At 68.5% G+C, this 22,190-nt stretch carries 20 protein-coding genes and 1 tRNA gene; 11 read left to right on the top strand and 10 right to left on the bottom strand.

Translation table 11 applies throughout. The features are described from left to right. A partial coding sequence (locus V6M56_RS14240) for an alcohol dehydrogenase catalytic domain-containing protein (RefSeq protein ID WP_332684750.1) occupies positions 1 to 215 on the bottom strand: 215 nt, incomplete at its 3' end. A gap of 149 nt (positions 216 to 364) precedes the next feature. Here V6M56_RS14240 and V6M56_RS14245 point away from each other — a divergent pair. Together V6M56_RS14245 and V6M56_RS14250 are read left to right on the top strand one after the other, a co-directional pair. Then, positions 365 to 2,029 (top strand): SulP family inorganic anion transporter, encoded by a 1,665-nt coding sequence (locus V6M56_RS14245; RefSeq protein WP_332684752.1) that lies wholly within the window; start codon positions 365 to 367, stop codon positions 2,027 to 2,029. 54 nt (positions 2,030 to 2,083) lie between these two features. After that, a complete protein-coding gene (locus tag V6M56_RS14250) occupies positions 2,084 to 3,262 on the top strand; it encodes a UbiH/UbiF family hydroxylase (protein WP_332684754.1) in 1,179 nt (392 codons plus the stop codon). 7 nt (positions 3,263 to 3,269) lie between these two features. Here V6M56_RS14250 and V6M56_RS14255 read toward each other — a convergent pair whose 3' ends face one another. The 3 genes from V6M56_RS14255 to V6M56_RS14265 all read right to left on the bottom strand — a co-directional run bounded on the left by V6M56_RS14255 (position 3,270) and on the right by V6M56_RS14265 (position 6,682). After that, the gene (locus tag V6M56_RS14255) at positions 3,270 to 4,373 is read right to left on the bottom strand and encodes a CaiB/BaiF CoA transferase family protein (RefSeq protein WP_332684756.1); all 1,104 of its coding nucleotides are present in this window, start codon (positions 4,371 to 4,373) and stop codon (positions 3,270 to 3,272) included. A gap of 92 nt (positions 4,374 to 4,465) precedes the next feature. Next, entirely contained in the window at positions 4,466 to 5,437 is a 972-nt protein-coding gene (locus V6M56_RS14260; RefSeq protein WP_332684758.1) for an AEC family transporter, read from the bottom strand. Positions 5,438 to 5,587: 150 nt separating this feature from the next. Next, entirely contained in the window at positions 5,588 to 6,682 is a 1,095-nt protein-coding gene (locus tag V6M56_RS14265) for a DUF2332 domain-containing protein (RefSeq protein ID WP_332684760.1), read from the bottom strand. A 77-nt stretch (positions 6,683 to 6,759) separates the two neighbouring features. Between V6M56_RS14265 and V6M56_RS14270 the strand changes: the two genes are divergently transcribed. Next, on the top strand, positions 6,760 to 7,911 hold the full coding sequence (locus tag V6M56_RS14270) for a citrate synthase (RefSeq protein ID WP_332684761.1): 1,152 nt from the start codon (positions 6,760 to 6,762) through the stop codon (positions 7,909 to 7,911). Here the strand turns inward: V6M56_RS14270 and V6M56_RS14275 are convergent. Then, a complete protein-coding gene (locus V6M56_RS14275) occupies positions 7,908 to 8,924 on the bottom strand; it encodes an ornithine cyclodeaminase (RefSeq protein ID WP_332684762.1) in 1,017 nt (338 codons plus the stop codon). The genes V6M56_RS14270 and V6M56_RS14275 overlap by 4 nt on opposite strands. A 131-nt stretch (positions 8,925 to 9,055) precedes the next feature. On the opposite strand from V6M56_RS14275, the gene V6M56_RS14280 reads away from it, so the two are divergent. Next, complete coding sequence (locus V6M56_RS14280) at positions 9,056 to 9,481, top strand: Lrp/AsnC family transcriptional regulator (protein WP_332684763.1); 426 nt, start codon at positions 9,056 to 9,058, stop codon at positions 9,479 to 9,481. A gap of 191 nt (positions 9,482 to 9,672) precedes the next feature. On the opposite strand, the gene V6M56_RS14285 is transcribed toward V6M56_RS14280, so the two are convergent. The 3 genes from V6M56_RS14285 to V6M56_RS14295 form a co-directional block, all read right to left on the bottom strand. Continuing rightward, positions 9,673 to 9,747, bottom strand: a tRNA-Glu gene (locus V6M56_RS14285). A gap of 100 nt (positions 9,748 to 9,847) precedes the next feature. Then, positions 9,848 to 11,650, bottom strand: coding sequence for a single-stranded-DNA-specific exonuclease RecJ (gene recJ, locus V6M56_RS14290; protein WP_332684764.1), 1,803 nt, complete (start codon positions 11,648 to 11,650; stop codon positions 9,848 to 9,850). Between the two features lie 46 nt (positions 11,651 to 11,696). Next, on the bottom strand, positions 11,697 to 13,136 hold the full coding sequence (locus V6M56_RS14295; protein ID WP_332684765.1) for an MFS transporter: 1,440 nt from the start codon (positions 13,134 to 13,136) through the stop codon (positions 11,697 to 11,699). 297 nt (positions 13,137 to 13,433) lie between these two features. Here V6M56_RS14295 and V6M56_RS14300 point away from each other — a divergent pair, with 297 nt between their 5' ends. The 7 genes from V6M56_RS14300 to hspQ all read left to right on the top strand — a co-directional run bounded on the left by V6M56_RS14300 (position 13,434) and on the right by hspQ (position 20,302). After that, positions 13,434 to 13,769, top strand: a complete 336-nt coding sequence (locus V6M56_RS14300; RefSeq protein WP_332684766.1) for a hypothetical protein — start codon at positions 13,434 to 13,436, stop codon at positions 13,767 to 13,769. A 288-nt stretch (positions 13,770 to 14,057) separates the two neighbouring features. Continuing rightward, on the top strand, positions 14,058 to 15,551 hold the full coding sequence (guaB, locus tag V6M56_RS14305; RefSeq protein ID WP_332684767.1) for an IMP dehydrogenase: 1,494 nt from the start codon (positions 14,058 to 14,060) through the stop codon (positions 15,549 to 15,551). Positions 15,552 to 15,601: 50 nt separating this feature from the next. Continuing rightward, positions 15,602 to 16,012: an MAPEG family protein gene (locus V6M56_RS14310; RefSeq protein ID WP_332684768.1), complete on the top strand. Its 411-nt coding sequence runs from the start codon at positions 15,602 to 15,604 to the stop codon at positions 16,010 to 16,012. A 374-nt stretch (positions 16,013 to 16,386) separates the two neighbouring features. Next, complete coding sequence (locus V6M56_RS14315; RefSeq protein WP_332684770.1) at positions 16,387 to 17,280, top strand: DUF2865 domain-containing protein; 894 nt, start codon at positions 16,387 to 16,389, stop codon at positions 17,278 to 17,280. Positions 17,281 to 17,599: 319 nt separating this feature from the next. Then, a complete protein-coding gene (locus V6M56_RS14320; protein ID WP_332684772.1) occupies positions 17,600 to 18,616 on the top strand; it encodes a DUF2865 domain-containing protein in 1,017 nt (338 codons plus the stop codon). Positions 18,617 to 18,802: 186 nt separating this feature from the next. Beyond that, positions 18,803 to 19,852 (top strand): HpcH/HpaI aldolase/citrate lyase family protein, encoded by a 1,050-nt coding sequence (locus V6M56_RS14325; RefSeq protein WP_332684773.1) that lies wholly within the window; start codon positions 18,803 to 18,805, stop codon positions 19,850 to 19,852. 96 nt (positions 19,853 to 19,948) lie between these two features. Further along, the gene (gene hspQ / locus V6M56_RS14330) at positions 19,949 to 20,302 is read left to right on the top strand and encodes a heat shock protein HspQ (RefSeq protein ID WP_442881159.1); all 354 of its coding nucleotides are present in this window, start codon (positions 19,949 to 19,951) and stop codon (positions 20,300 to 20,302) included. Positions 20,303 to 20,395: 93 nt separating this feature from the next. Here hspQ and hflX read toward each other — a convergent pair whose 3' ends face one another. Continuing rightward, positions 20,396 to 21,793 carry a GTPase HflX gene (hflX, locus tag V6M56_RS14335; protein ID WP_442881160.1) on the bottom strand — a complete coding sequence of 466 codons (1,398 nt, stop codon included), beginning with the start codon at positions 21,791 to 21,793 and terminating at the stop codon, positions 20,396 to 20,398. Positions 21,794 to 21,796: 3 nt separating this feature from the next. After that, a complete protein-coding gene (hfq, locus tag V6M56_RS14340) occupies positions 21,797 to 22,045 on the bottom strand; it encodes an RNA chaperone Hfq (RefSeq protein ID WP_332684775.1) in 249 nt (82 codons plus the stop codon). Between the last annotated feature and the right edge of the window lie 145 nt (positions 22,046 to 22,190).

The following is a 22,190-nucleotide window of genomic DNA, read 5'->3' on the forward strand; positions in this document are numbered from 1 at the left end:
ACGGCGAGAACGTCACCGGCCGACTCGTTGCCGGGCGTGAACGGCAGTTGCGGCGCCGGGTAGAGCCCCGTGCGGAAATAGGTGTCGATGAAATTGAGGCCGATGGCCCGGTTGCGGATCAGCACTTCGCCCGGACCGGGCGCCGGCAGCGTGACGTCTTCCAGTTGCAGCACGTCCGGACCGCCGGTCTTGTGCACGCGAATGGCCTTCACCATGACAAATCTCTCCTCGAGGCAGATGCGCGACCATAGGGACTTGCATCCGGCCGGCGCAACGGCTGGACTGCGCATGGGGATCGGCGCCGGGCGCGAGTCGCGCGCCGCTGAACGATCAGGCTGGCGAAAATGCACGACAGGAACAAGACATGAACAAGCCGGGCGCAAGCCTTGGCGGCGACACAGCATCGCATGGGAGATTCGCGCCCAAGCTCTTTACGACGCTCCGCGAAGGCTACGGCCCCGCCCGGTTGCGGGCCGATGCCCTTGCCGGGCTCACGGTCGCGATCGTCGCCCTGCCCTTGTCCATGGCGATCGCGATCGCCAGCGGCGCGACACCGGCAGCCGGCCTTTTCACCGCCATCGTCGGCGGCTTCCTGGTCTCGGCGCTCGGCGGCAGCCGCCACCAGATCGGCGGGCCGGCCGGTGCCTTCATCGTCCTCATCGCCGCGACCGTCGACCAGCACGGCTTCGACGGGCTGGTGCTGGCGACGCTGCTCGCCGGCGCCATCCTGATTGCAGTCGGATTGCTCCGGCTCGGCACCTACATCAAGTACATTCCGCATCCGGTGCTGGTCGGTTTCACCGCCGGCATCGCCATCATCATCTTCGCCAGCCAGATCCGCGACCTGCTCGGCCTGACGCTGGCCGGCAAGGAGCCGGCCGCGCTGCTGCCGAAGCTGCAGGCGCTCTGGTCGGCGCTCGCCACAGTCAACCCCGCCGCCCTCGCGCTCTCCGCCCTGACGATCGGCGTCATTGTCGGCCTGCGCCGCTGGCGGCCGGGCTGGCCGGGCCTGCTGATCGCGGTCGCGCTCGCCGCGGCGGCGGTCTTCCTGCTGAACCTGCCGGTCGAGACCATCGGCACCCGCTTCGGCGGCATCCCGAACTCGCTGCCCGCCCCGCATCTGCCGGCCTTCAGCCTCGACAAGCTGGTCGCGGTGCTGCCAGCCGCGCTGTCGATCGCAGTGCTCGGCGGCATCGAATCCCTGCTCTCGGCTGTGGTCGCCGACGGCATGACCGGCAGGCGGCATCGCTCCAACACCGAACTGGTGGCGCAGGGTGCGGCTAATATCGGCGCCTCCCTGTTCGGCGGCATCTGCGTGACCGGGACGATCGCGCGCACGGCGACCAATATCCGCGCCGGCGGGCAGACGCCGGTGGCGGGCATCCTGCACGCGCTGTTCGTGCTGCTCTTCATGCTGGTCGCGGCGCCGCTCGCCTCCTACATCCCGCTGGCGGCATTGGCCGGCGTTCTCGCCGTCGTCGCCTGGAACATGGCGGAGAAGGCGGCCTTCATCGCCATCCTGCGGCATTCACGCGCCGACTCGGTGGTGCTGCTGGCGACCTTCCTGCTGGTCGTCTTCGAGGATCTGATGGTCGGCATCGGTGTCGGCGTCGTGCTCGGCTCGCTGATCTTCATGCACCGCATGGCCAATGTCGTCACGGTCGAGGCCGGCATGGATCCGGCCCTGGTCGACGAGGACGATTTGCCGGACGCAGCCGATACCGAGAGCGCGCCCGGCAGCAATGGCGACGCCTTCCGCTATCGCATCTCCGGCCCGCTCTTCTTCGGCGCCAGCATGAATGTGGCGACGGTGCTGGATCGGACTGGCCCGTTCCCGCCGCGCATCGTCCTCGACCTCAGCGACGTCCCCTTCGCGGATTCGAGCGCCGCGGTCGCGTTGCGGACCGTGATCGACAAGGCGAAGCGCCATGACGCCAAGGTCGAGATCGAGGGAGCAACGGCTGCGGTGCGCCACGTGCTCGGCCACGAAGGGATCGACGAGACCCTCGTGACGTTTCGCGACGCCTGAGATGCGGCAAGCGCGCGCTCGCCAGCGGCACCGACATGGGCTAGCCAAAGGGTCATGACGGATCCACGAAAGCAGGATTGCGAAATCGCCATCGTCGGAGCCGGCGCCGTCGGGCTCGCGGCAGCGCTAGCGCTGGCGGCCGCTGGTCGCGATGTGGCGCTTTTCGGCGCCGCGACCGCACCGCGCGACGGGCGCACCGTCGCCCTGCTCGATGGCTCCTGGCGGCTCCTCGGCGAACTCGGCCTGGCCGCGGCGCTGGAACGCGTCGCCGCCCCGCTCGAGATCATGCGGCTGGTCGACGATACCGGCAGCCTGTTCCGCCAGCCGCCCGTCGAATTCAAGGCGGCCGAGCTCGGGCTTTCGGCCTTTGGCTGGAATGTCGAGAACGCGGCGCTGGTCGAGGCGCTTGCCGACCGGGCCGCGCAGGAGCCGCGCATCCGCATGATCGCGGCGCCGGTGCAGGAGATTGAAGCGGAGGCAGAGGCGGTCCGGCTGTCCGGCGCCGGTTTCGAGCCGCTTCGCGCCGCGCTGGTGGTCGGCGCCGATGGCCGCAATTCCCGCGTCCGCGCCGCGGCCGGCATCGACACCCGCGACTGGACCTATCCGCAGGTGGCGCTGACCGCGATCCTGAGCCATCGCCGCGAGCATCACGACACCTCGACCGAATTCCACACCCGCGCCGGCCCCTGCACGCTGGTGCCGCTGCCCGGCCGGCGCTCCTCGCTCGTCTGGCTGCTGGCGCCGCGCGAGGCGGAGGACCTCGCCGCGCTCGACGATGCCGGCTTCGCTCGCGCGGTCGAGCGCCAGACCCATTCCATCCTCGGCGCGATGACCGTCGAAGGAAAGCGTGGGCGCGTCCCGATGGGCGGGCTCTCCGTGGCACGCTTCGCCGCCGCCCGCACCGCCCTGATCGGCGAGGCGGCCCATGTCTTCCCGCCGATCGGGGCGCAAGGGCTCAATCTCGGCTTGCGCGACGTCGCGGCGCTGCGCGATGCCCTCGCCGAGGCCGAGGATGTTGGCGCAGAGGGGCCGATGGCGCGTTACGACCTGGCACGCCAGGCTGATGTCCGGCTGCGGACCGGCGCCGTAGACGCCCTCAACCGAACCCTGCTGACCGACCTGCTGCCAGCCGACCTGCTGCGCGGCGCCGGCCTGCTCGCGCTTTCGCATTTCGGCCCGCTGCGCCGGCTGGTGATGCGCCAGGGGCTGGCCGGCGGCACGGCGGCGGGCTGACCTCTCCTCAAAGCGTCTCGTCGCCGACCGGCGGCACCGCGCGCAATGCCGGCGCCGCATCGCGGAAGACCGGCGCGAGCGGCAGCGGTGTCGAGACGATCCGGCGCCCGCCCGGCTCCTCCGCCTGGCGGTCGAGCAGGCCGCGGGCAGTCAGATGCGGATCGGCCAGCGCCTCGTCCAGGGTCCGCACCACGGTGCAGCAGCAATCGCGCGGCTCCAGCGTCCGGCGCCAATGCTCCGCGGGCTTCGCGGCGATCAGTGCTGCGACCCCGGCGCGCGTCGCCTCCGGCTGGTGTCGGTCGTCGCGCAGGCCTTCCTCCAGGCCGATCACCGCGCAAAACGTCGTCCAGAACTTCTCCTCGAGCGCGCCGACGGCGAGGAACCAGCCATCGGCGGTCTCATAGAGCCCGTAGCGCGGGCTGCCGCCCGTCAGCAGCCCCTCCCCGCCTTGCGGATAGCGCCCGCTCGCCTGCCCCTGCGCCAGCCCATACCAGGCGAAGGTCGGCATCGCGTCGGCCATGGCGATATCGAGATGGCAGCCCTGCCCGGCGCGGTCGCGCTCGCGCAGCGCCAGCAGGATGTTGAGCACGGCCGGCATCGCGCCGCCGGCGATGTCGGCGACCAGCGGCGGCGGTAGCGGCGCCGGCTCGCCCTGCTTGAGCGACTGGCCGAGCAGGCCGCCGATCGCCTGGTAGTTGATGTCGTGCCCGGCCTCGAGGGCACGCGGCCCCTCCTGGCCGTAGCCGCTGATCGAGCAGTAGATCAGCCGCGGATTGATTGCCCGCAGGGCAACATGGCCGAAGCCCAGCCGTTCCATCACGCCGGGCCGGAACTGCTCGATCAGGATGTCGGCTTTCTCGATCCAGGGCCTGAGGCACTGCATGGCGTCGGGCGCCTTGAGGTCGATTGCCAGGCTGGTCTTGCCGCGGTTCAGCACCGCGAAAGGCGCCGAGGTCTCGCCGAGCCGCGGCGGGAAGCGCCGCATGTCCTCGCCCTCCGGCCGTTCGATCCTGACGATCCGGGCGCCCGCCTCGGCCAGGAACAGGCTGGCGAGCGGGCCCGGCAGCAAGGTCGAGAAATCGAGGACGAGGAGGTCGGAGAGCGGCTGCATCGGCGGGCTTGCAACTTTGAGTAGGAGACGGATTCACCGATCGGGTTGTTCCAACCTGATCGGACCCGGCTCTGGCGAGCCCGGGCAGGCTCTCAGGGAAACAGATCTGCCGGCATCCTGCCCGTCTTCACCAGCCACAGGAAGCCCGTCAGCGTCACCGTCGAGACGATGGTGCCGACCAGGATGCAGGCCGAGGCGCGCTCGATGCCGACCTGGTACTGCGTCGAGATCACGAAGATGTTCAGGGCCGGCGGCAGCGCCGCCATGATCACCGCCGCATAGATCCATGCGTCGGAGAAATCGCCCATCGCCGAGAGCAGCACCCAGACCAGCAGCGGGTGCAGCACCAGCTTGATGATCACCAGCGCGGGCAGTTCGCCGGGCATCTGCTTCATCGGCCGCAGCGCGACCGTGACGCCGAGCAGGAAGAGCGCGCAGGGCGCCGCCGCCTGCGACAGCCACAGCGTCATCTTGTCGATGGCGGTCGGCAGTTCGAGCTTGGTGAAGGCTGCGAGCACACCCGCGACCGTCGCCAGGTTGAAGGGATGTGTCGCGACCTTCCAGGCGACATCGCCCGCGGTCGCGGTGAGGCTGCGCTTCTCGACGCCGGCGACCGCCATCAGGAATGGGATCAGCGAGAACAGCAGGAGGTTGTCGAAGACGAAGATCAGGACCACCGGTGCGCTGGCGACCGGACCGAGCGCCGCCAGGATCAGCGGCGGGCCCATATAGCCGATATTGGAGTAGGAGCCGGCGACGCCCTGCATCACCGCCTGGGGCATGTCGCCATGGGTATATTTGAGGCCGAGCGCGAAGGAGAGCGCGAAGGCGCAGAAGGTCGCCGTCGTCGTCGCCAGGACGAAGCCCCAATTGGTCAGTTCGCTCAGAGGCTTGTCGGCGATCAGCCGGTAGAACAGGCAGGGCAGCGCGACATAGATCAGGAAGAACTGCAACCAGGCGAGCCCTTCCTCCGGCAGTTGCTTGTAGCGGCCGACGGCGAAGCCGAGCACGATCAGCCCGAAGAAGGGCGCGACCAGATTGAACAGGTAGGCGAGATCGGCCATGCGGGCGCAGCACTCGGTGGGGTTCGTCCACCTGGCGCCTTCTCGTAAAAGCTCGGACCATGCGGCGCCGCCTTATAGAGCGCGGAGCTGCGATTGAGAACCTGAAGATGTGTGCGGTTGCCTCATGGCGGCCGATTCCGCGCCCTATGCCTATTCCTGATGGCCGTGCCAGCGCAGCTGACGGCCATGCGCGTCGCCCTCGGCGAGAACCGCCTCCCCGCCACCCGGCCAGAGGCGGAGCGTCAGGGCCGGGCCAGCCTCTCCGCGCTGCTCGAAGGCGAGCCAGGCGAGCGGGGCCTGCGCGGTCGCGGCCGCACCAACGGACTCCAGATGATGTTGGATGCGCCGCTGTGTCTCGGGCGGGAAATACTGGTAGGCGATGGAGTGCATCACGACCCGCGCCACGCCGGGCTCGCCGGAGAGCCTGATCCGCCGCTCGATCCAGTCGGCGGCATCGGCGCGTTCGAGCCGTGGCGGCGCCGGCAAAGTGATTGCGATCGCCGCCTCGAGCCTTTGCAGACGCTCTGCCTGGTCGGCCCAGACATAGGCGGAAAGGCGCCGGCGCTGCTCCTCGTTGCGGATGTCGAGCGGGGCGATGTCGCAGCCCTGGCGCGACAGGATGCGCGGCTCCCGTCCCGCCGGAGCCGGCCCGTCCCAGCGCGGCCGGAGTTGGACGCGCGAGCCGGGCTCGCCGAGCAGCCTGCCGCCGAGATCATAGGCGAAGCGGTCGAGCATCAGGTTGAGGCCGGCGCTGCTGCCGACCTCGTAGAGCCCGACGGCACAGCCGGTCAGCCGGGTGATCTCGACGAGCCCGGCATAGAGCAGGCTGGCGCGGGCGACCTCATTGGTCTGCGGCGTGAAGCGCAGCCAGCCGAGCAGGGCCTCGTCCTCGCCGCGCAGGACGCGTCCAAGCACCGTCTGCAGCGCCTCGGCCGACGGGAGGGCCGCTGGCGGATAGAGTACGGCCAGTGCCGGGAGCCGCCCTTCCCGCACCATTCCATGGAGCGCTCCCGTCAGGCGCAGCGGCACGGAATCGCCCAGCGCGTCGAGCCGCCCCCGCCAGGCGAGGATCTTGCGGCCGGTGGCCGTGGTCGCGTCGAGCAGCGGCTCGATCGCCTCGAGCAGCCGCGCCGTGAACGGCGAGCCGAGTCGCGTGCAGGCCTCGATCTGCATCGCGAAGGCCTGCCGCAGCCGGGCGGGCTGTGCAGTGTCGGTTTCGTACTCGGCGGCCTGGCTCTGGCGCATTCGAATCGGCTCCTGATTGCTCTCGCCGAGAGGAGCCAGGCTTGCATCATGGATCAATCTTGATTGTATTGCTCAACATGAAACTCGTTCTCAGCGCCCGCGAGGCGGCCGCCGAACTCGGCATCGGCCTGCCGACGCTCTACGCCTATGTCAGCCGCGGCATGCTGCGTTCGGAGCCCGAGCCCGGCTCGCGCCGCAAGCTCTATTCCGCCGCCGATATCCGCGCGCTCAAGGCGCGCCATGCCGACGGCGGCACGACCTCCCGCCAGGATACGGGACTCGCCACCATCGAATCGGCGCTGACGCTCATCCATGAGGGCCGGCTCTACTATCGCGGGGTTGAGATCGAGGCGCTGGCACGCAGCGCGCGACTCGAAAGCGTCGCCTCCCTGCTCTGGGATTGCGGCACGGAGGACCCTTTCGCCGAAGCGCAGGAGTTCCAGCCGGTCCTGCCTGAAAGCCTCGACGGCCCGGCGATGGCACGCCTCCTGATCGGCCTCGCCGCAGCCTCCGACCGCGACCTTGCCGCGCATGCCCGTTCGCCCGACGCGCTGGCCCGCACCGGCGCCCGCATCCTGCGGCAGGCGGTCGCCAGCGCGGTCGGCGTCGAGACGGCCGGAGAGCCGGTCCATCTCGCGCTGGCGAAGGGCTGGGGCCGGCCCGAAGCCGCCGAAACGGTACGGGCCGCCCTCGTCGTCACCGCCGACCATGAGCTCGCCGCCTCGACCTATGCCGTACGTGTAGCGACCTCGACCGGCGCCTCGCCTTGGCGGGCCGTCAGCGCCGGGCTGTCCTGTCTCGACGGGCCACGGCATGGCGGCATGGCCGAGCGCGTCGCGCATATGCTCGATTCGATCGCCTCGCCGGAAGTCGCCGAGGCGGTGATGGCGGCACGGCTGAAGCGCGGCGAGGCGATCCCCGGCTTCGGCCATCCGCTCTATCCGGAGATCGACCCGCGCGCCCGCATCCTGCTCGCCATCGCCGGCAGCGACCGCGAAGGCCGTCACAACGCAGTCGTCGCAGCCGCGCGCCGCCTGATCGGCCGCGCTCCCAATGTCGATTTCGGACTGGTGGCGGCCAGCCGCGCCGCGCGCCTGCCGGCCGAGGCGCCGCTCGTGCTGTTCGCCATCGGCCGCATGGTCGGCTGGATCGCGCATATCATCGAGCAGTCACGCAGCGAGCGCCTGATCCGGCCGCGCACCCGCTATATCGGCCCCCTGCCCGGTTAGGCCGCCGCGAGCAGGCCGAACAGGTTGCGCGGGTCCTCGGGCTCGGTCAGTAGGTCGATCTCGTCATAGTAATCGGTGCCCTCGATCAGGTCGCGCAGATAGCGCAGGGCCGAGAAATCTTCGGTGGCGAAGCCGACTGAATCGAAGACGGTGATCTGGTCGCGCGCCCGGCGCCCGGTGGCCTCGCCCGTGATAACCCGCCAGAGCTCCGTGACGGGGAAGTCCGGCGGCATCTGCTGGATCTCGCCTTCGATCCGGGTCTGCTCGGGCAGTTCGACGAAGACGTCGGCGCGCAGCAGGATCTCGCGCTGCAGCTCGGTCTTGCCCGGGCAGTCGCCGCCGACCGCGTTGATGTGGACTCCGGCGCCGACCATGTTGTCGGAGAGGATCGTCGCCCTGAGCTTGTCGGCGGTGACGGTGGTGATGATGTCGGCGCCGAGCACCGCCTCCTGCGCGCTCGTCGCCACCTCGATCTCGAAACCGTGGCCGGCGAGATTTGCGAGGAACTTGGCGGTCGCGGTCCGGTCGATATCGAAGACGCGCAGGCGGCTGATGCCGTTCAGTGCCTTGAAGGCGAGCGCCTGGAACTCCGATTGCGAGCCGAGCCCGATGATCGCCATCACCGCGGCATCGTCCCGGGCGAGATAGCCGGCCGCGACGGCCGAGGTCGCCGCCGTGCGCAGGGCGGTGGTGATGGTCATTTCCGAAAGCAGGCTCGGATAGCCGGTGCCGACATCGGCGAGCACGCCGAAGGCCGTCACCGTCTGCAGGCCGGCGCGGGTGTTCTTCGGATGGCCGTTGACGTATTTGAAGCCGTAGAGCTTGCCGTCGCTGGTCGGCATCAGCTCGATCACGCCGTCGCGGGAATGGCTGGCGACACGCGGCGCCTTCTCGAACTCGGCCCAGCGCCGGAAGTCCTCCTCGATATAGCCGGCGAGGCCGATCAGATAGCGCTCGATCCCGACAGCCCCGACCAGCCGGACCATATTGGCCACGCCCACATACCGCATCATGTCGGGTCCCTCCTGCGTCGCCTTTTCCCTCCAGCATTTTACGGCAAGGCAATTTGCACTAAGAATTGCGAACAAGTTCATTATTGGCGGGCATATGAAGCAATCTGAGAACCCGCTATGAGCGTTTTGCCATGCATGTCTTCGATGAGCTCGACCACCGGCTGATCGCCACCCTGCGCGAGGACGGCCGCGCGCCGATCTCGAAGCTCGCCAGCATCCTCGGCATCTCGCGCGCCACCGTGCAGAGCCGGCTCGACCGGCTGATCGAATCCGGCGCCGTGCTCGGCTTCACGATACGCTTCCGGCAGGACTATGACGACAAGGCGATCCGGGCGATCATGATGATCGAGGTCACGGGCCGCTCCACGACGGCGGTGATCCGGCAATTGCGCGGCCTGCCCGAGCTGCATTCGCTGCACACCACCAATGGCGGCTGGGACCTGATCGCCGAGGTCCGGGCCGACAGCCTCAGCGATTTCGATCGCGTCCTGCGCGAGGTCCGCACCATCGACGGCGTCCTCAACAGCGAAACCAGCATCCTGCTGAGTTCGGTCTAAGAGCAGGATTGATAGGGCTCCATGTCGAAGCGCGGAGCCGATGATGGGTGTGAAGCGGTGCGAGTCGGACGAGGCGCAGGTCGAGGGGAGGATGCCGGATAGCAGGCGCTTTCCCGCTACAGGTCTCGGGGGCACAGGCCCATTCTCTGATTTTCGTTTATTTTCAACACATTACGGCACCCTATGAAGGGTGGCGCGACCTACGGGAGTCGAACCCGTCTCCCCAGCGTGAAAGGCTGGTGTCCTAACCGATAGACGAAGGTCGCAAGCTCCTGACGCGTGAAGCGAAGCCGTGCGAAGCGGGGCGAGCTATAGTGTCCCGAAGCCGGTTGGGCAAGCCTGGTTTTCCCGTTTCTCCCGCGCCGCTCACAGCGGCTTTGCCAGATCGAGCACGCGCAGCTCGGCCTTCTCCGAACCGCCCCAGCGGTTCAGCGTCAAGGTCGCCGCGAGATGGATGCTCTCGCCGCGCGCGGCCAGCAACGCTTGGCCAAGTGGCTCCTGCACGGCGCGAAAAGCCACGCCGCCGATAGTGGAGCCATCGCCGGCGCGCAATTTGACGCGCAGATGCCCCCCGGAGCCGATTTCGACCACATCGGCCAGCCGGTGCGCCGGCAGGACGAAGACCGGCTCGGGACAGCCTGAGCCGAACGGGCCGGCGCGGTCGATCTCGGCCAGAAGCCGCGGATTGGCGCCGCTCGCGCTGATCGCGGCGTCGACCAGCAGCGCCTCGCTCTCGCGCGAGACCGCCACATTGGCCGCCAGTCTCTCGCTGAGGAAGGCCGTGAAGGGCGCCTCCTGCCCGGGCGCCAGCGTAATCCCCGCCGCCATGGCATGACCGCCGCCCTTGACCGCCAGGCCAGCCTCGACGGCAAGGCGGACCGCCGCGCCAAGATCGACGCCCGCCACCGAGCGGCCCGAGCCGGTCGCGCCGCCATCGGGGTGGCGCGCCAGCGCGAAGGCCGGCCGCCGGAAGCGCTCCTTGAGGCGGGCAGCGACCAGGCCGACGATACCGGGATGCCAGTCGGCCGAGCCGACCAGCAGCACGGGATGCGCCGCCGCGTCGCCGAGCCGGTGCTCGACCGCCGCCACCGCCTCCTCTACCGCGGCGCGCTCGATCTCCTGACGCTCCTGGTTCAGGCGGTTGAGCTCGGCTGCGATGCCGCGGGCCTCGACCTCGTCGCCGGTCATCAGGAGACGGGCGCCGAGTCCGGCATCGCCGATGCGCCCGCCGGCATTGATGCGCGGTCCGAGCAGGAAGCCGAGATGCCAGGGCTGCGCCGGCCCGTCGAGCCCGGCGGCGTCGAGCAGCGCCGCCAGCCCCGGCCGCTGGCGCAGCCGCAGCATGGCGATGCCCTGGCGGACGAAGGCGCGGTTGAGGCCGACCAGCGGCACCACGTCGGCGACGGTGGCGAGGCCGACGAGATCGAGCGCCGCCAGCAGGTCGGGCTCCCCGCCCCTGCCTGCCCAATGCCCGCGCTTGCGCAGCTCGCGCGCCGTCGCGACCAGGGTCAGGAAGACGACGCCGGCGGCGCAGAGATGGCCGAGGCCGGAAAGATCGTCCTGCCGATTCGGATTGACGATCGCCGCCGCCACCGGCAGCCGCTCCGGCGCCTGATGATGGTCGAGCACCACGACATCGAGCCCGAGCCGGCCGGCTTCCAGCAGCGGCTCATGGCTGGTCGTGCCGCAGTCGACCGTGACCAGCAGCGTCGCCCCCTCCCCGGCCAGCATGGCGATCGCCTCGCTGTTGGGGCCATAGCCCTCGATCAGCCGGTCGGGGATGTGCACGCGCGGCCGGGCCCCGGCCTGGATGAGGAAATTGGCGAGCAGCGCCGCCGAGCAGGCGCCATCGACATCATAGTCGCCGAAGATCGCGACCTTCTCGCCGGCCATGGCGGCGTCTGCCAGCCTTCGGGCGGCTGGTTCCATGTCGAGCAGCACTGCCGGGTCGGGCATGAGGTCGCGCAGCTTCGGTTCGAGATGGCGCAAGGCATCGCTGGCGGCGACGCCGCGGCCGGCGAGGATGCGCGCCACGGCGTCGGGAACGCCCTCGACCTGCGCCAGCGCCTCGGCCCGCGCCAGCCCCGCCATGTCGAGCCGGTCGCGCCAGGGTCGGCCGAGCGCCGAGCGCTCGACACCGAGGAAGGCACGCTGGGAAAGGGGAGTCATGCGCCACCGGTCGCGCGGCACGGCGCGTACGTCAACCGGCTTGGGATCATTCGAGCGGCTTCTGGTCCTCGATCGCCTGCGCCGTCGCCTTGCGGGCGCTGACCGGCGCATGGCCGGAGACTTCCGCCCCGGCATCCGGCTTAAGGCGTAACATCCACAAGACCGACGAGGCCGCGATCAGCCCGACCAGCAGGAAGGCCGGCCAGAAATCGGCGGCGCCCAGCGCCTGGCCGCCATTGAAGGCATTCGCCGTCTCGAGGGCGAAGGCCCCGATGGTGACGCCGAGGCTGAGCGACAATTGCTGGGCGACGCTCGACAGGCTGGTGGCGCTCGACATGTCGCGGTTCGAGATGTCGGCATAGCTCAGCGCGTTGATGCCGGTGAATTGCAGCGAGCGGAAGCAGCCGCCGATCAGCAGCACGCCGAGCATCAGCCAGTGCGGCGTCGTCGGCGTGAACAGGCCGGTCGCAGCCAGGAAGGCGGCGCCGATCACCGCGTTGAAGACGAGCACCCGACGAAAGCCGAAGCGCGCCAGGATGGTCTTGGCCAGCGTCTTCATGATCAGCGCCCCCGCAGCCGAGGCGAAGGTGATCAGCCCCGATTGCAAGGCGTCGAGCCCGAAGCCGAGCTGCAGCATCAACGGCAGCAGGAACGGGACCGCGCCGATGCCGATCCGGAAGATCGAGCCGCCGAGGACACCGACATGATAGGTCGGGATGCGCAGCAGGCTGAGATTGAGCACCGGATAGGGAATGCGCCGGGCATGGAACCAGTAGGCGAGCAGCGCCAGCACCCCGAAAGCGATGCAGGCATAGGACACGCTCTCGGGCACGAGATGGCGCCCGCCCGACACCAGCCCGAGCATCAGCGCGGCGGACCCGGTCGACGACAGCAGGAAGCCCTTGATGTCGAGCGGCGCCACATCCTCCTCGCGGATGTCCTCGAAGAACATGGTCGCGAGCGCGATCCCGAGCAGGCCGATCGGCAGGTTGATGAAGAAGATCCAGCGCCAGTCGAAATAGGTGGTGATGAAGCCGCCCAGCACCGGCCCGACGACCGGCCCGACCAGCGCCGGAACGGTGAGGTAGGCGAGCGCGCTGACGATCTGCGATTTCTCGACGCTGCGCAGGATGACGAGGCGCCCGACCGGCACCATCATCGCCCCGCCCATGCCCTGCACGAAGCGCGCGCCGACGAAGGCGCCGAGCGAATTCGAGAGCGCGCACAGCACCGAGCCCAGCATGAACACGCCGAGCGCCGTGCGGAAGATCGTGCGCGCGCCGAAACGGTCGGCCATCCAGCCCGAGATCGGGATGAAGACGGCAAGGCTGACGAGATAGGAGGTCACCGCCAGCTTCAGGGCGATCGGGTCCTCGCCGAGCGACTTTGCGATCACCGGCAGCGACGTGGCGATCACCGTCGAATCGGTGTTCTCCATGAACAAGGCGCAGGCGACGATCAGGGGCAGGAGCTTGGCGCGCTGCAAGGGCTTCGGACTTTCTGGCGAGCTGCGCGTCAGCCTTAATCCGCGATCCGCTCCGTGACGAGAGCGCGAGAGCCACTTTCGCCGTATTGCGCGGGTTGCGCCTGCTGCATGGCGATGCGCGCCGATGACATCCGCGGCGAAGGAAACCCGGCACCAGCCTCGACACGCGCAATTGATTGCGCGGCCGTCATGCGCCGCGCGCAGATGCGATCGGGCAGCGAGTGACTATCTCGAAAACGGGGCGGAGATCATCGCATTCTGCATCAAGATTGCCGGCACGCCGGCGAGAGGTGTCCCATGGCCGACCATCCACAGCATTCCGCCCGCCTGGCTCCGACCGGCAACCTGACCCGCGCAGCCGCCTTCGCCATCATGGCGGGCTCCGCCTTTTTCAGCCTCGGCTCCGGCCCGGCATCCGCACAATCCAGCTGGGAACAAGGCTGCGCCACACGCATGGTCTCGCCCGGCGCCGGCGATGCGTTGCGGGTCTATAACTGCAGCCGCCAGAAGGAATGCCAGCAGATGGCGAACGCGAAGGGCGCCATGATGATGGAGATGGGCTGCTTCTTCGTCGCGCCTTCGGCGGCACCGGCGCCCCAGGCGGGACGCTCGCGCCCCGCCCAGCAGCACTAGCCTGGTGGCGGGCGTGGCGGCTCGTCGCGCCCGCCACAGACAACTTTCCGCCGGCCTGCCCCTAGAGCCGGATGATGTCAGATGGAATCATGGAATGATCCCATCTGACATCTGAATCCGTCTCTCACCAAAGGGTTAGAGCAGGATGCGAAAAACCGGTTTCCACTTTTTCGCATCCTGCTCTAGCGGCTTCGTCCCACGCGTGATAACGGGCCTCGTCAACTCGGCTGCGGGCGTCCCTGCCCGGCCATGAACTAGAGCCGGCCCCGGCCGGCCCCGGAGTTGACGATGGCAACGATCACCGACGGCCTCATTCGCGACGGCCTGACCTTCGACGATGTCCTGCTCGAGCCGGGCCCCTCGGAGGTCCTGCCCGCCGATGTCGACATCTCGACCAGGCTGACCAAGACCATCTCGCTCAACCTGCCGATCATCGCCTCCGCCATGGATACGGTGACCGAGGCCGGCATGGCGATCGCCATGGCGCAGGCCGGCGGGCTCGGCGTCGTTCACCGCAATCTCGACCCTGACCAGCAGGCCGCCCAGGTCCGGCTGGTGAAGAAGTTCGAGTCGGGCATGATCGCCAACCCGATCACGATCTTTCCCGACGAGACGCTCGGCGATGCCTTGGCGATCATGAAGCACAACTCGATCTCGGGCATCCCGGTGGTCGAGCGCGGCCCGCAGGGCCACAAGGGCAAGCTCGTCGGCATCCTGACCAATCGCGACGTGCGCTTCGCCGCCAATCCCGAGCAGCCGGTTTCCGAGATCATGACCAAGGATCGGCTGATCACGGTGCGCGAGGGCGTCACCCAGGAGGAGGCCCGCCGCCTGCTCCACCAGTTCCGCATCGAGAAGCTGCTCGTCGTCGACGATCACTTCCGCTGCATCGGCCTGATCACCGTCAAGGACATGGAAAAGCGGGTCGCCCATCCGAACTCCGCCAAGGATTCGCATGGCCGGCTGCTGGTCGCCGCGGCCACCACGACCGGCGATCTCGGCTTCGAGCGTTCGGAGATGCTGATCGATGCCGGCGTCGACATCATCGTCGTCGACACCGCCCATGGCCATTCCGCCAAGGTGCTTGAAGCCGTGACGCGCGTGAAGAAGCTCTCCAACGCCGTTCAGATCATTGCCGGCAACGTCGCCACCGCCGGCGGCGCCCAGGCGCTGATCGATGCCGGCGCCGACGCGATCAAGGTCGGCATCGGCCCGGGCTCGATCTGCACCACCCGCATCGTCGCGGGGGTCGGCGTGCCGCAGCTCACCGCCATCATGGATGCCGCCTCCGCCGCCCGGAAGGCCGACATCCCGGTCATCGCCGATGGTGGCATCAAGTATTCCGGCGACCTCGCCAAGGCGCTGGCCGCCGGCGCCGCCTGCGCCATGGTCGGCTCGCTGCTCGCCGGCACCGACGAGACCCCGGGCGAGACCTTCCTCTACCAGGGCCGCTCCTACAAATCCTATCGCGGCATGGGCTCGGTCGGCGCGATGGCGCGGGGCTCCGCCGACCGCTACTTCCAGCAGGACATCAAGGACGCGCTGAAGCTGGTACCGGAGGGCATCGAAGGCCAGGTCGCCTATAAGGGGCCGGTCTCGAACGTGCTGCACCAGCTCGCCGGCGGCCTGCGGGCGGCGATGGGCTATGTCGGCGGCCGCGACCTCGACGATTACCGCGCCAAGGCGCGCTTCATCCGGATCACCAGCGCCGGGCTGCGCGAGAGCCATGTCCACGACGTCACCATCGTGCGCGAGAGCCCGAATTATCCGACCCGCTCGTGAAAAACCTGCTTTGATGCGAACTTGCGGCAAGTCGTTCACGAGGTAGGCCAATGACGCTCAAGCTGATCTATCCGGCACTGGCCCAGATCCTCTGGACCTTCGTCGTGCTGACGATCATGTTCCTTCGCCGCAAGAAGGCGTTCGCCAGCGGTGAGGTCAGCATGGCGGACGTCGCGGTCTCGACCGAGCGCTATCCCGACACCGCCCGCCTCGCCGCCGCGAACTTCAGCAACCAGTTCGAGACGCCGCTGCTGTTCTTCGCGCTGATCCTGATCGCGATCCATGTCGGCGCCACCGGCCATGTCATGGCGATCCTGGCCTGGGCCTATGTCGCGACACGCGTGGTCCATACCCTCATCCACACCGGCTCGAACCGCCTGCAGCAGCGCGCGCTCGTCTTCGCTGCCGGCCTCCTCTGTCTTTTCTTGATGTGGGTGGGGATCGTCGTCTCGCTACTGTGATCGGAGCCGCGCCGCGCGCGCCCGCCATGCAGGCAGCTGCCCTGCATCTCTATTCACCGCCGCGAGGTGGCGCTGGTGCGCATCCGGCCGATCATGACGACGAGCTTCGCCGTGATCTTCGGCAGCGGCGATTTGTTAAGGACCCTCGGCGCTTGCAGGCCGATAGTTCAAATTTGCAAGGATCGTTTCAAGCTCCCTGAACAGCGCCAGGCCTACCGATCACCACGAGACGAGCTTCGTGGGGAGACGCAGGCATGCCGGGGGTTCGGAAAGGCGTGGCGCAGCAGCCGGGCGGCGCCGTAGGCCTTGACGCCCCCCGCCGCGCGTTGCGTGCGAAGTCCCGGCGTTACGGGGCACTCGGCCTCCTTGGCGCCGTGTTCGGAACGGGGGCGGTCCTGGCCGCGTCCTCGCTCGTCCTGGCCGAGGACGACGCCGGCATCCGCGCCTTCCACCGCAACGAAGCGGCCAGGCACTCCGGCCGCCCCGCTTCGGCCTCGGCCTATGCCCCGCTGGGAGGCGTGTTCTCGCGCCCACCGCTCGCCATGCGGTCCGATGGTCGGATCGCCCATCCGCCGGCTGGCCTCGACTCGTCAGCCCGCCGCAAAGCCGGGCGGCCAGCCCGAAGCGACCCCCGCGATCACGGCACCATTGCCGGCGGCGGTGGACGCACCATCTGCGTGCGCCTCTGCGATGGATTCCACGCTCCGGTCGGCCAGTTGCGCTCGCAAGGCGATCTCAAGGCGCATGAGGCGTTGTGCGAGGCGCAGAACCCCGGTGTCCCGGTCAGGCTCTTCCGGCTGCCTCCCGGAGCCACGACGATCGAGCGCGCCGTCGCTGCCGATGGCGCAAGCTATGCCGCCCTGCCCGCCGCCTATGCCTATGAGAAGACGTCCGACCCGACCTGCCGGCCGGCCATCGCCAATCCCGGCGAACGACGCGTCTCCCTGCTGCGCGACATCACCCTGCGGCCAGGCGACTCCATCGTTCTCGACGGCAAGGTCGCGACCTTCGCCGGCTCCTCCGGCTGGCCCTATCGGGCCGAGGACTTTCAGGATTTCCGCCAGGCCGGCAAGCTTGGGCCCGGCACGAAGCGGCTGATCGACGAGACGGTCGGCGTCACCCAGGCCGAAACCCGGCAGAAGCTGTTGCGGCAGAGTCTGCAGGTGCGCGAGGCGCCGCGCGAACTGGCCAGCGTCGCCGAACTTCGCGGCACGCTCGATGCCGGCCAGCGCGAGCCGGCAGCGATCCGCGAAACGATTCTGCGCTAGAGTCGGATCCGATCAGTTGGATCGACCTGATCGCTGAATCCGCCTCTAAGCGATTGATAGAGAACGCGCGCCGATCAGATTGCCCAGGAATCAGCTGGTTTCCCAAGTTTTCGAGCGGGCGCGGCGTTAAGCATCGCGCCCTTTTGCCGTTGCGGCAGCCCGGCGATTGAATATTAACAAAAAGTAAATTATGGCTCCGGTGCGGCGGACAGCTGAACCAGCGAGCGATGGAGTGATCGCGGTGTTTCGTGTCCGTAATGTCGATTCGATTGCTCCCGAGGCGGTTGTCCCCGCCGCTCCCAGCGCCAATTCAGCCGCCATGGCCGCTCGCGGACGCAAGCCCTTGCGCCTGGCGGCGATGGCCGGCCTCGGTCTCGCGCTGGGTGCCGGCGGTGCCGTGCTGACGGTCTCCCTGGTCCAGGCCGAGGACGATGCCGGCATCCGCGCCTTCCACCGGCAGGAGGCGGCGACCCGGCAGGCGCGGCGCGAACCCGCTCCCCGTGCCGCCTACGCCTCCGCTGTCGCCTATGCCCCGGCGCGCAGTCTCTGGACCCAGCCGCTGTTTCGGGCGCGCCCGGACGGCGTGCTCGCGCACCCGCCGGTGGAGCTCAATCCGTTCAAGCGGCACCGGGCGGCTCCGAAGCGCGCGGTCGCCCGGCCGCCGGCGATGCGTTACGACACCGTCTCCGGCGCCGCCGACGTCGCGCGCACCATCTGCGTGCGGATGTGCGACGGCTTCCACGCTCCGATCGGCTATCTCAGGAACCAGGCCGACCTGAAGGCGCATGAGGCGCTGTGCCAGGCCAGCAATCCTGGCGTTCCGGTCAAGGTCTTCAAGGTCGCCCCCGGCGCCGCGACGATCGACGCGGCCGTTTCCCGCGACGGCAAGGCCTATGGCGCCCTGCCGATGGCCTATGCCTACGAGAAGTCCTCGGACTCCGCCTGCCGCCCGGCGATCGTCAACATCGGCGAGCGGCGCGTCTCCCTGCTGCGCGACGTCACCCTGCGGCCCGGCGACAGCGTCGTCCTCGACGGGCGCGTGCGTACCTTTGCCGGCTCGGCCAGCTGGCCCTATACGGCATCCGACTTTCGCGATTTCCGGGCCTCTTCCGATTTGAGCGCGAGCCAGCGCCGGCAGATCGACGCCAGGGTCGGGCTTTCGCACCGTGAGGCCGAGCTTCGCAGTTTCCAGCGCAAGATCCGGGTGCGCGAGGCCAGCCTGCACGACCCCGATTTCGCCAGCGACGCGCTCAACCTGCGCGGCATGCTCGGTCCGCGCAGCCGCATCGGCAACACGCCGCGCGTGGTGCTCGAAACGCCCTTCGCCCGGAACTGACAGCGCTTCCGGCCCGGCATTCGGCCCGCAGGCCGGCCTTGCCCAGAATCCAGACCATTTTCCTAGGAATTTATACCGACTTCGCTTCCTAGGAAAACTAGCCCACACCGCATCCACCCACCGGAACCGGATGGACGCCGCCCCCGCTCTCCGGCACATTCGCTGCGCCGCAGCATGGAGCCGAGCATGACCACGAAGACGCCGCGCCAGTTCTTCCGCCCCTTGGCGATCGGCGCGCCGGAGCCTTTTCGCGAGCTGCCGCCGCGGCTGGAGCGGATGATCCATTTCGTTCCGCCGCATCTGGAGAAGGTCCGCGCCAAGGTTCCCGAACTCGCCGGCCAGGTCGATATCGTGCTCGGCAATCTCGAGGATGCGATTCCGGTCGAGGCCAAGCAGGCGGCGCGGGACGGCTTCCTTGCCATGGCGAAGGCGACCGATTTCGGCGCGACCGGCCTGTGGACGCGGGTCAATGCCCTGAACTCGCCCTGGTTCCTCGACGACATCGCCGCGATCATGGGCGAGATCGGCGGCAAGCTCGACGTGGTCATGGTGCCCAAGGTCGAGGGCCCCTGGGACATCCACTATGTCGACCAGTTGCTGGCGCAGTACGAGGCGCGCCACGCCTTGCGTCGCCCGGTGCTGATCCACGCCATTCTCGAGACGGCCGAAGGCGTCAAGAATGTCGATGCCATCGCCACCGCCTCCCCGCGCATGCACGGCATGAGCCTGGGCCCGGCCGACCTCGCCGCCTCGCGCGCCATGAAGACGACCCGCGTCGGCGGCGGCCACCCCGAATACAAGGTCATCGCCGATCCCTCAGTCGATGGCGCCCCGCGCGCCGTCGCCCAGCAGGACCTCTGGCACTACACGCTGGCAAAGATGGTCGATGCGTGCGCCTCGGCGGGCCTGAAGCCGTTCTACGGCCCGTTCGGCGACTTTTCCGACGCGGCCGCCTGCGAGGCGCAGTTCCGCAACGCCTTCCTGCTCGGCTGCGCCGGCGCCTGGACGCTGCATCCCTCGCAGATCGAGATCGCCAAGCGTGTCTTCAGCCCGGATCCGGACGAGGTCGCCTTTGCCAGGCGCATCCTGGAGGCGATGCCGGACGGCTCCGGCGCGGTGATGATCGACGGCAAGATGCAGGACGACGCGACCTGGAAACAGGCCAAGGTGATCGTCGACCTGGCAAGGCAGGTCGCCGGCCGCGACCCTGGGCTGGCAGCGCGCTACGGCTTCTGACGCAAAGACGTGACCTTGGCGGACATTGACCTATTGGCGACGCAATCCTAGGTCAGGCGCTGGACGGCGACGCATGATGGCAGGTCGATCCCTGTCATGTCAGGAACAGATCGAAGGAAAATGGAAGCACGAACCGCGAAATTCCGCATCGGACAGGTGGTACGTCATCGCGTCTATCCGTTCCGGGGTGTGATCTTCGATGTCGATCCGGTCTTTTCCAATTCTGAGGAATGGTGGCTCGCGATCCCGGAACATCTGCGCCCGTCCAAGGACCAGCCATTCTACCATCTCTTCGCCGAGAACGAGGAGACCGAGTACGTCGCCTATGTCTCGGAACAAAATCTCGTGAGCGACGAGTCCGGCCAGCCGGTTCGCCACCCGCAGGCGCGCGAATTCTTCCGCCGCGATCGCAAGGGTCGCTACCGAATCGACAAGGCCGGGCTGAACTGAGGTCTGGCGCAGGACGATCCTGCTCTGACTTGCCGATGAGAGACGGATTCAGCTTTCAGCCGGATCGCAAAGCGATTCCGAAAGCGCTCGCCTTTAGCGTTCGCGCTCGGCGGTGGGGAAGCGCGCCGAAAAGGCCCCTTCCCGCTCCGGCGGCAGCCGCACCAGCAGGCTCAGTGCACCATCCTCGCCGTCGCTGCGCGCCAGGACCTCGCCATTGGCGTGCAGCCAGGCCAGCGACTTGCCGTCGCCCGGCGCGAGCACCAGCCGATAGACCGGGCGGCTCCTGGCGATGCGGCTCTCGATGGCGTCGGTCAGCCGGCCGATGCCTTCGCCGGTCAGGGCCGAGACCAGGACGGGGCGGGTCGATTCCGGCTTGAGTTCGGCCAGGCCCGCCTGGCGCTCGCGCTCCGCCCCACCGAGCAGATCGGCCTTGTTCCAGACCTCGACGACGCGCTGGCCGTCCTCCGGGTCGATGCCAAGATCGCGCAGGATGCCCCGGACGTCGGCGGCCTGGGCCTGCGTGTCCTCATGCGAGACATCGCGCACATGCAGCAGCACGTCGGCCTCGATCGCATCCTCCAGCGTCGCCCGGAAGGCGGCGACGAGCTGGGTCGGCAGGTCGGAGATGAAGCCGACCGTATCGGAGAGCATGATTCTGGCGCCATGCGGCAGCTTCAGCGCCCGCGCCGTCGGGTCGAGCGTCGCGAACAGCATGTCCTGCGCCAGCACCTCGGCCGAGGTCAACCGGTTGAACAGGGTCGATTTTCCGGCATTGGTGTAACCGACCAGGGCGACCACCGGATAAGGCACGCGCTTGCGGCTGACCCGGTGCAGCGACCTTGTGCGCTTCACCGTCTCGAGATCGCGCTCGATCTTGGTCATCCGCTCCTGGATGACGCGCCGGTCGGCCTCGATCTGGGTCTCGCCGGGGCCGCCGAGGAAGCCGAAGCCGCCGCGCTGGCGCTCGAGATGGGTCCAGGACCGGACCAGCCGGCTCTTCTGGTAGTTCAGATGCGCAAGCTCGACCTGCAGCGTGCCTTCGCGCGTGCGCGCCCGCCGGCCGAAGATCTCTAGGATCAGGCCGGTCCGGTCGATGACCTTGCAGCCGAAGACCTTTTCGAGATTGCGCTGCTGCACCGGCGAAAGCGCGCAGTCCATCACGACGAGCCCGATCTCCTCGAGCTTCACCCGTTCGGCCAGTTCCTCGACCTTGCCCTTGCCGAGATAGGTCGCGGGACGAAGCGCGCTCAGCATGACCTGGATCGCCTCGACCACCTGCAGGTCGATGGCGCCGGCGAGGCCGATCGCCTCGTCGAGCCGCGCGGCATGGCTGCGCTGGTTCTCGTCTGCTGCGGCGGCCCTGCCCGGCGCCTGGCGCGCCAGATAGGGACCGACCACGAAGGCGCGCGTATCGGCTGCGACCGCGTGCTCCGCCGCGTCGATCGGCTTTGCGGCCGACGCGTCGGAGTCAGCTCCGGCCTTGCCGGCCACGGCTCAGGCCTTTTCCGCTTCCTCGGGCTCGAACAGCTGCACCGGATGACCGGGCATGATCGTCGAGATCGCGTGCTTGTAGACGAGCTGCGAATGGCCGTCGCGGCGCAGCAGCACGCAGAAATTGTCGAACCAGGTGACGACGCCCTGCAATTTGACGCCGTTCACAAGAAAAATGGTGAGGGGAATCTTCTGCTTGCGGACGTGGTTGAGAAACGTGTCCTGGAGATTCTGAGCCCGCTCTGCGGCCATGTTGTGCCTCTGTTGTTGGGACCGCAATCGGCTTGCGCGTGCGATCCAGATCGTTCCGTTAGACTGTGACGACGATCGTCGAGTTTTCGGAACACCGACGCCTCATTAGATCGTGACGGGACAATGTCGCGCAAGAGTTGCGACG

It is taken from the genome of Allobosea sp., from assembly GCF_036675845.1.
GTDB lineage: Bacteria > Pseudomonadota > Alphaproteobacteria > Rhizobiales > Beijerinckiaceae > Allobosea.